The organism is Streptomyces sp. NPDC047085, from assembly GCF_040643735.1.
Taxonomy (GTDB): Bacteria; Actinomycetota; Actinomycetes; order Streptomycetales; family Streptomycetaceae; genus Streptomyces.
The window spans coordinates 212,833-222,722 of sequence record NZ_JBEYUW010000015.1 but is presented as its reverse complement, the minus strand read 5'-3'; the positions used below and the strand labels follow the sequence as shown (position 1 = coordinate 222,722).

3 protein-coding genes, 1 tRNA gene and 1 rRNA gene are annotated in these 9,890 nt (G+C 69.3%); 4 read left to right on the top strand and 1 reads right to left on the bottom strand.

The genetic code is table 11. The features are described 5' to 3' along the window. The 3 genes from rrf to ABZ865_RS36595 form a co-directional block, all read left to right on the top strand. Positions 1-93: ribosomal RNA gene (rrf, locus tag ABZ865_RS36605) — 5S ribosomal RNA — on the top strand; the annotation flags it as partial. 114 nt (positions 94-207) lie between these two features. After that, positions 208-870, top strand: coding sequence for a DegT/DnrJ/EryC1/StrS family aminotransferase (locus ABZ865_RS36600; protein WP_361240070.1), 663 nt, complete (start codon positions 208-210; stop codon positions 868-870). Positions 871-953: 83 nt separating this feature from the next. After that, positions 954-1,026 (top strand) — tRNA-Thr (locus tag ABZ865_RS36595). 89 nt (positions 1,027-1,115) lie between these two features. Here ABZ865_RS36595 and ABZ865_RS36590 read toward each other — a convergent pair. Then, entirely contained in the window at positions 1,116-3,872 is a 2,757-nt protein-coding gene (locus ABZ865_RS36590) for a SpoIIE family protein phosphatase (RefSeq protein WP_361240064.1), read from the bottom strand. Between the two features lie 413 nt (positions 3,873-4,285). Between ABZ865_RS36590 and ABZ865_RS36585 the strand changes: the two genes are divergently transcribed. Next, a complete protein-coding gene (locus ABZ865_RS36585; protein ID WP_361240062.1) occupies positions 4,286-9,748 on the top strand; it encodes a HAMP domain-containing protein in 5,463 nt (1,820 codons plus the stop codon). Positions 9,749-9,890 lie beyond the last annotated feature (142 nt).

Below are 9,890 nucleotides of genomic sequence, written 5' to 3'. Positions count from 1 at the left end.
ACGCCCGGTTACATTCCGAACCCGGAAGCTAAGCCTCACAGCGCCGATGGTACTGCAGGGGGGACCCTGTGGGAGAGTAGGACGCCGCCGAACAAATTTTGAAAGGGTTGGATCCCGAACTTCGGTTCAGGGTCCAACCCTTTTTTGGTATGCGTAACTTCACGTTCACGTTGCGCACTCAGCATCCATCACATGGGTACTGCTGCAATGCTCAGGGCCGCCGGCGTAGGAGTCGGTGACGAGGTCGTCGTGCCGGCCTTCGGGAACGTCGAAGTCTCCGAGGCCGTGACCCTGGCGGGTGCGCTCCCGGTGTTCGCGGACATAGATCCGCTCACGTACTGCCTGGACACGGCAGCCGTGGAGGCGGCCATAACCCCCCGTACCGCGGCGGTCGTTGTCGTACACCGCTTCGGGCGGCGGGCCGGCGTCGGGCGGTTGCACGAGGTCGGTCAGCGGCACGGGCTGCTCGTGCTGGAGCAGGGTGAGTCCGAGGCGCCGTACGACGAGATAGCGCAGCGCAGGGAGCGGGCGGCGTATCTGGACGCCAAGCTCAAGGGTGTGCGGACGCCGGACGGCGGTGACGGGCACACCTACCAGCAGTACGTGGTGCGGGTGCCGGGCAACGGGCGGCCGGACCGCGACGCCTTCGCTCGGGCTCTGCGGTCCAGGGGAGTTGACTGCCGAGTGCCGGTGAAGACGCCCGTGCACCGGCTGCCGGAGTTCCGGCGCTGTGTGGCGCTGCCGGAGACCGAGCTGGCCGCCGACGAGACGCTGGCGCTGCCCGTGGACGCTTCGCTGACCAAGCGGGAGATGCAGCGCATCGTCTCCGCCTGCAATGCTCTCGGGGGACTGCTCCAGCCCGCCTTCTGAACGAGGCCGAACGGATTTGGGAAGTCGGGCCTGTTCAGGGTACGATCTTCTTGTTGCCGCGAGGGAAACCTCGAAAGTGACAAGCCCCTATAGCTCAGTCGGCAGAGCGTCTCCATGGTAAGGAGAAGGTCAACGGTTCGATTCCGTTTGGGGGCTCAAGGAAAAGGCCTCGCCCATAGGGCGGGGCCTTTTCGCATGCCCGGGTGGGTCCGGGCGCACCCGGAGTCCGGGGCGGGGCCCGGGCCTCAGTCCTGCTGAAGACCCGGGACCCGCATGGCCAGAATGGCCATGTCGTCCGACGGTGCGTCGGACGCGAAGCGTTCCACCGCGCGCATGATGCGGGCCGCGACCGCGCCCGCGGTGAGGCCCGTGCAGGTCGTGAGGACGTCGGCGAGGCCGTCGTCGCCCAACATGCGCGTGCCCTCGCGGCGTTCGGTGACGCCGTCCGTGACGCAGAGCAACACGTCGCCGGGGTCGAGCGTGACCGTCTCCTCGTACAGCTCCAGGTCCTCGATCACGCCCAGCAGGGGTTGCGGCTCGGCCGACGCGGCCACCGTGCCGTCCTGGCGCAGACGCAGCGGGAGCGGGTGGCCGGCGCAGACCAGCTTCAATTCGGCGCTGCCGTCCTCCTGGGGCCGCAACTCGCCGTAGAGCAGCGTCAGGAAGCGGCTGCGGTCGCCCTCGTCGAGGATCGCCGAGTTCAGGCGCTCCAGGACCGCCGGGGCGCTCAGGCCCTCCCGGGCCAGCAGGCGCAGGGCGTGCCGGGCCAGGCCGGTGACCGCCGCCGCGTTGGGGCCGGTGCCGCAGACGTCGCCGATGGCGAAGCCGTACGCGCCGTCGCCGATGGGGAAGACGTCGTAGAAGTCGCCGCCGACCTCGTTGCCCTCGCCGGCCGCGCGGTAGATGACCTCCACCTCGACGCCGTCGATCTGCGGCAGGCCCGGTGGGAGCAGGCTGCGCTGGAGGGACTGGCTGATGGCCGTGCGCTCCGAGTACAGGCGGGCGTTGTCCAGGGCGAGGGCGGCCCGGCGGGACAGGTCCTCGGCCAGTTCCAGGATCTCCTGGCGGAAGTGTTCGTCCGTGGGCTTGCCGAGGGTCAGCATGCCGATGACGCGGTTGCGTGCGACCAGCGGCAGCACGACCGTCTCGCCGCCGACGGCGGAGGCCGTCGCCAGGGTCGGGCCGATACCCGGGGCGACCTGGTGCGTGGGGCCGCCGGACAGGCCGAGGCTGCGCATCGAGGAGCGCAGGGCGGCCTGGTGGGCGAGCTCGCCGGGGGCGGTCCAGACGCGGGCGCCAGGCGTCGGCACCGGGTCGGGCGGGGGGACCTTCGACAGCAATGACTTGATGCCGTCGATGAGTTCCTCGTCCTCGTGCAGGACGTACGACAGATACGGTTCCGAGGCCTGGTCGGCGATCGTGTAGACCGCGCACCAGGTGGCCAGAGTCGGGACCGTCATCTGGGCCATCAGGGCGAGGGTCTGGTCGCGGTCCAGGGTGCCGGCCAGCAGGTCGGAGGCCTCGACCAGGAAGCTGAGGGAGCCGCGGCGCAGCCGCTCCAGCTCGCCGAGGCGGGCCGACTCGACGGCCAGGGCGATGCGGTCGGCGGCGAACTGCAGGCGCAGCGCCTCCTCGTTGGAGTACCGGCCGGGCGCCTCCGCCGCGACGCCGAGGGAGCCGGTGAGGCGGCCCTCGACCTTGAGCGGGACCGTGACGACCGAGCGCATGCCGGTGCCCGCGAGGAGCGGTACGGCGCCGGGTACGGCGGTGAGGTCGTCGTGGACGGCCGGCATGCGCGCGGAGCCGTAGCGGCCGGGGCCGGCCTCGACGGGGACGCGGGCGAAGCGCTGGCGGGCGGAGGGCAGGCCGGTGGAGGCGCGGACCTCCAGTTCGGTCTCGTCGTCGGTGGCCAGCAGCAGGAAAGCGGAGTCGCCGTCGAGCATGTCGCGGGCGCGCTCCACGGTGCGCTGCAGGAGGCCGTCGAGGTCGTCCGGCGCGGGGGAGCCGATGAACACCTCGAAGGGGTCGGCGTTCTGGCCGTCGGATCCGGTGCTCTGGTCGCCGGCGGGGACGCGCTGGGGTGTCTGCAGGACGGCGCGTTCGTGGTCGCGTACCAGGAGGCAGACGGTGGAGGGTTCGCCGCCGGTGTCGCGGACCCTGAGGTGGGAGGCGTACACCTGGGCGACCCGGCCGTCGGCCCCGCGGATGCCGTAGCTGCCCTCCCAGCGGGAGAGCTGCAGGGCCTCGGCGATGCCGGTGGCGGTGCCGGGGGTGTGCGGCCAGGCCGCGAGGTCGGTGAGCGGCTTGCCGATGACGTCGCTCGGCGCGTAGCCGAACAGTTCCTCCGCGTCGTCGTTCCAGGCGGCGATGGAGCCCTTCCGGTCGATCTGGAGGACCGCGACGCGGACCCGGCCGTCGGCCAGCGGCAGGAGGTCGGGGGGCAGGGCGGGGCCGGCGGCGCGGGTGCCGAGCGCGCGTTCGGGCAGGTGCAGCTGGAACCAGACGTTCTTGTGGGTGGGCGTGTAGTCGACGCCCCACCGGGCGGCCAGGGCCGCGCAGAGCTGGAGGCCGCGGCCGCCCTCGCGGTCGAGGTTGCCCATGGCGGCGTGGGCGCTCTGGAGGGGTACCTCCCGCTCCGGGTAGCGGTCCGACACCTCGATGCGCACGCCGTCGTCGGCGCGCAGGCACAGCACCTCCGCGTGCGTGCCCGCGTGCACGACGGCGTTGGTCACCAGTTCGCTGGTGAGCACCACGGCGTCGTCGACGACGTCGGCGAAGCCCCAGCCCTGGAGCGTGTCGCGGACGAAGGAGCGGGCGGTCGCGACCGATCGCCCCACGGGCTCGAAGCTGGCGGCCGCGCGCGCGGTGATCACAGAACTCCTCGGCCTGTCGTCGACGTGCAGGGCTGACCGGCCGACCGGCTCGTGCCGCTGCTGCGGCATGCGTTCGCCCGTCGGCCGTGGCTCCGGGGGATGTCCCCCCGGGATCAGTCCGGTGGTCATGGTCTGCGGCCGCCCCTCCGATGCCCGCTCGTTCTGGTGCCACCGCCCGGGCCGGTCGGACCGGTGCGGCTGGACAGCCGCATGCAAGGTTACTTACCTTCACCGTCCGAGCGGGTCCCGGTCGCCGGTGTTTACCCCCCAGGGTGTGCGGACGATGTGCGAAGCTGCCGAACTGTTATGGCCTGGTTCGGCGGGGGTGAAACACTGGGCAAGCTTCTGGTGAAGGTCCGGCCTGGCCGCGTGTGTTTCGTGAACGGCGGGAAGCAGCCCCTGGTGTGGCCGGATCTCGTCTGGCACAAATACCGAGCAGTAATGAGTACGCGGAAGTAACCGGTATGTCGGAACGGAACCGGCACGCTGGGCCGACGCGGCTGAGCACGGCAGTAACGGTCTACCCCTTCGGGAGGGACACAGTGGAGTCTGGCGGAGCGACGCGGGGCACGAAGACGCGCGCGAATGGCGGACCGTCCCTGGGCAGGAACGGTGGCACCACCACCGTGGACACGGCTGCCCTGAACCGGCTGCTGGCGGCTCTCGTGGCGATGCGCGACGGGAACTTCCGCAGGCGGCTCACGGTGTCCGGCGACGGTGTCATGTCGGAGATCGCGGCGGTCTTCAACGAGGTGGCCGACCGGAACATGCACCTGACAGGCGAGCTGTCCCGGGTGCGCCGCATGGTGGGGCGTGAGGGAAAGCTCACGGAGCGGCTGGAGACGGGCGCCTGCGAGGGTTCCTGGGCGACCGCTGTCGAGCACTCCAACGCGCTCGTCGACGACCTCGTGTGGCCCGTCTCGGAGGTCGGCCGGGTCCTGTCGGCGGTGGCCGAGGGTGATCTCTCGCCGCGCATGGACCTGCGCACGCAGGCACCGGACGGGACCGGACATCCGCTGCGGGGCGAGTTCCTGAAGGTCGGCCGTACCGTCAACAACCTGGTCGACCAGTTGTCGACGTTCACCGACGAGGTCACCCGGGTGGCCAGCGAGGTCGGCACCGAGGGCAAGCTCGGCGGTCAGGCCCGGGTGCGCGGCCTGTCCGGCTCGTGGAAGGACCTCACGGACTCCGTCAACACGATGGCGTCCCGGCTGACCGCCCAGGTGCGGGACATCGCACTGGTGACCACCGCGGTCGCCAAGGGTGACCTGTCACGGAAGGTCACCGTCCATGTCGCCGGCGAGATGCTGGAGCTGAAGAACACCGTCAACACGATGGTCGACCAGCTCTCCGCGTTCTCCTCCGAGGTGACGCGGGTCGCGCGCGAGGTCGGCACCGACGGCATCCTCGGCGGCCAGGCACACGTTCCGGGTGTCGACGGCACCTGGAAGGAACTCACCGACTCGGTGAACCTGATGGCCGGCAACCTGACGGCCCAGGTGCGGGGCATCGCCCAGGTCACCACCGCGGTGGCCAACGGTGACCTGTCGCAGAAGGTGACCGTTCCGGCGCGGGGTGAGGTCGCGCAGCTCGCGGACACGATCAACCAGATGACCGAGACGCTGCGGATCTTCGCCGACGAGGTCACGCGCGTGGCCAACGAGGTCGGTGCCGAGGGCCGGCTGGGCGGTCAGGCGACCGTGCCGGGCGTCGCCGGGACGTGGAAGGACCTCACGGACTCCGTCAACACGGTGTTCCGGAACCTGACGACGCAGGTGCGGGACATCGCCGCGGTGACGACCGCCGTTGCGAGTGGTGACCTGTCGCAGAAGGTCACCGTGGACGTGGCCGGCGAGATGCTGGAGCTGAAGAACACCGTCAACGGCATGGTGGACCAGCTGTCGGCGTTCGGTGCCGAGGTGACCCGGGTCGCGCGGGAGATCGGTGTCGAGGGTGAGCTGGGCGGTCAGGCACAGGTGCCGGGAGCGGCCGGTACATGGAAGGACTTGACGGACTCCGTCAACACTGCATTCCGCAACCTCACCGGGCAGGTGCGCAACATCGCCCAGGTGACGACCGCGGTGGCCAACGGTGACCTGTCGCAGAAGGTCACCGTGGACGTGTCCGGTGAGATGCTCCAGCTGAAGAACACCGTGAACACCATGGTGGACCAGCTGTCGAGCTTCGCCGACCAGGTCACGCGGATGGCCCGGGACGTGGGTACGGAGGGCCGGCTGGGCGGTCAGGCCCGGGTGGACGGCGTGTCGGGCACGTGGAAGGAGTTGACGGACTCCGTCAACTTCATGGCCGGCAACCTCACCTCCCAGGTGCGGCAGATCGCCCAGGTGACGACGGCCGTGGCGCGCGGTGACCTGTCGCAGAAGATCGACGTCGACGCGCGGGGCGAGATTCTCGAGCTGAAGAACACGATCAACACGATGGTTGATCAGCTGTCCGCCTTCGCCGACCAGGTGACCCGGGTCGCCCGGGACGTGGGTACGGAGGGCCGGCTCGGCGGTCAGGCCCAGGTGCCGGGCGTCGCCGGTGTGTGGCGGGACCTCACCGACTCCGTGAACGGCATGGCGGGCAACCTCACCGCCCAGGTGCGCAACATCGCTCAGGTCGCCACCGCCGTGGCCCGTGGTGACCTCTCCCAGAAGATCACCGTGGACGCGCGCGGGGAGATCCTGGAGCTGAAGAACACGCTGAACACGATGGTCGACCAGCTGTCGTCGTTCGCCCAGGAGGTCACGCGTGTGGCCCGTGAGGTGGGTACGGAGGGCATCCTCGGCGGTCAGGCCGAGGTGCAGGGTGTCTCCGGCACCTGGAAGGACCTCACGCAGTCCGTGAACTTCATGGCGAACAACCTGACGATCCAGGTGCGCAACATCGCCGAGGTCACGACCGCGGTCGCCAAGGGCGACCTGTCGAAGAAGATCACTGTTGACGCGAAGGGCGAGATCCTTGAGCTCGTCACGACGGTCAACACGATGGTTGATCAGCTGTCCAGCTTCGCCGAGCAGGTGACCCGGGTGGCCCGTGAGGTGGGCACCGAGGGCATCCTGGGCGGCCAGGCGCACGTGCCGGGTGTCACGGGCATCTGGAAGGACCTGAGCAACAACGTCAACCTGATGGCCAACAACCTGACCATGCAGGTGCGGAACATCTCCCAGGTGTCCGCGGCCGTCGCCAACGGTGACCTGACGCGGCAGGTCACCATCGAGGCGCGCGGCGAGGTGGCGCAGCTCGCCGACACCATCAACACGATGGTCAAGACGCTGAGTTCGTTCGCCGACCAGGTCACCAAGGTGGCCCGTGAGGTGGGCACGGACGGCATCCTGGGCGGCCAGGCGCACGTACCGGGTGTGGCCGGCACCTGGAAGGACCTCACCGAGTCCGTGAACCAGATGGCGTCCAACCTGACCGGCCAGGTTCGCAACATCGCCATGGTCACCACGGCGATCGCCAAGGGTGACTTGACGAAGAAGATCGACATTGACGCCCGCGGTGAGATTCTTGAGCTGAAGACGACGATCAACACGATGGTTGATCAGCTGTCCAGCTTCGCCGAGGAGGTCACCCGAGTCGCCCGCGAGGTGGGCACCGAGGGGCAACTCGGCGGCCAGGCACGCGTGCGTGACGTCGACGGCACCTGGCGGGACCTCACCGAGTCCGTGAACGAGATGGCCGGGAACCTGACCCGGCAGGTGCGCGCCATCGCGCGCGTGGCGACCGCGGTGACCCGCGGTGACCTGAACCTGAAGATCGACGTGGACGCGTCCGGCGAGATCCAGGAACTGCAGGACTACATCAACAAGATGATCGCCAACCTGCGCGACACCACGATCGCCAACAAGGAGCAGGACTGGCTCAAGGGCAACCTCGCCCGCATCTCCGCGCTGATGCAGGGCCGCCGGGACCTGGAGGACGTGGCCTCGCTCATCATGAGCGAGCTGACCCCGGTGGTCTCCGCGCAGCACGGCGCGTTCTTCGTGACGATGCCGCTCATGGACGGCCAGGACCTCGCCGGTGACGCCGAGGACCGCTACGAGCTGCGGATGCTCGGCGCGTACGGCTACTCGATGGGCTCCATGCCGACGTCGTTCCGGCCCGGTGAGGGGCTGATCGGCACGGCCGCCCAGGAGAAGCGCACGATCCTGGTGGAGAAAGCGCCCAGCGGCTATCTGAAGATCTCCTCCGGGCTCGGCGAGGCGCCGCCCGCGCAGGTGATCGTGCTGCCGGTGCTGTTCGAGGGCAAGGTGCTCGGCGTGATCGAGCTGGCGTCGTTCACGCCGTTCACGCAGATCCAGAAGGACTTCCTCAACCAGATCGCCGAGATGATCGCGACGAGCGTCAACACCATCTCGGTCAACACCAAGACCGAGCAGCTGCTGAAGCAGTCGCAGGAGCTGACCGAGCAACTGCGGGAGCGGTCGGCCGAGTTGGAGAACCGGCAGAAGGCGCTGCAGTCGTCCAACGCCGAACTGGAGGAGAAGGCCGAGCTGCTGGCCCGGCAGAACCGGGACATCGAGGTGAAGAACACCGAGATCGAGGAGGCCCGGCAGGTCCTGGAGGAGCGCGCCGAGCAGCTCGCGGTGTCGATGCGCTACAAGAGCGAGTTTCTCGCCAACATGTCGCACGAGCTGCGGACGCCGCTCAACTCCCTGCTGATTCTCGCCAAGTTGCTCGCCGACAACGCCGAGGGCAACCTGTCCCCGAAGCAGGTCGAGTTCGCCGAGACCATCCACGGCGCCGGCTCCGACCTGCTGCAGCTGATCAACGACATCCTCGACCTGTCGAAGGTCGAGGCGGGCAAGATGGACGTCTCCCCGACGCGCATCGCGCTCGTCCAGCTCGTGGACTACGTGGAGGCCACCTTCCGGCCGCTGACCGCCGAGAAGGGCCTGGACCTGTCCGTACGGGTCTCCCCGGAGCTGCCCGCGACCCTGCACACCGACGAACAGCGGCTGTTGCAGGTGCTGCGCAACCTGCTGTCCAACGCGGTGAAGTTCACCGACTCCGGGTCGGTGGAGCTGGTGATCCGGCCCGCCGGTCAGGGCGTGCCGCAGAAGATCAGGGAGCAGCTGCTGGAGGCCGGTTCGCTGACCGATCCGGACGCCGAGCTGATCGCGTTCTCGGTGACCGACACGGGCATCGGCATCGCCGCCAGCAAGATGCGGGTCATCTTCGAGGCGTTCAAGCAGGCGGACGGCACGACCAGCCGCAAGTACGGCGGCACCGGCCTGGGTCTGTCCATCTCCCGGGAGATCGCGCAGCTGCTCGGCGGTGAGATCCACGCGCAGAGCGAGCCGGGCCGCGGCTCGACGTTCACGCTGTACCTGCCGCTGCACCCGAGCGAACTCCCGCCGCAGGGCTACCAGCAGTCCGTGGCCCCGCTGGAGGCCGGCGAGCTGGTCGCCTCCGAGGCGCGGCTGTCCTCGGAGCTGTCCGCCGTGGAGATCGAGATGCCGGCCGAGGTGAAGTCGTACCGGGAGACGCAGAACGGGGCCGCCGCGCTGTTCCGGCGCCGCCGCCGGAGCCTGCCGCCGGCCGAGCAGCGGCCCGAGCAGTGGGCGGCCGCCGACGAGCACCAGGAGAGCGCGGCGGAGCAGGCCCGCGCGGTGCGGTTCGGCGGCGAGAAGGTGCTGATCGTCGACGACGACATCCGCAATGTGTTCGCGCTCACCAGCGTCCTGGAGCAGCACGGACTGTCGGTGCTGTACGCCGAGAACGGGCGCGAGGGCATCGAGGTTCTGGAGCAGCACGACGATGTCGCGGTCGTCCTGATGGACATCATGATGCCGGAGATGGATGGGTACGCGACGACCACGGCGATCCGCAGGATGCCGCAGTTCGCCGGGCTGCCGATCATCGCGCTGACCGCGAAGGCCATGAAGGGCGACCGGGAGAAGGCGATCGAGTCGGGTGCCTCCGACTACGTCACGAAGCCGGTCGACCCCGACCATCTGCTGGCGGTGATGCGGCAGTGGATGGGTGCCGAGTGAGGGAACCATCCGACTGTCGGTGAACGTTGCGGGTACGTCGGGTGTGCATACGGAACCGTCGGCGCGGCGGCGCCGACGGCATGATGGAATCTGGGATTCCGGGAACGTTCCGGGCTCCCTGCCCGTTTTTGCTATGTGCACA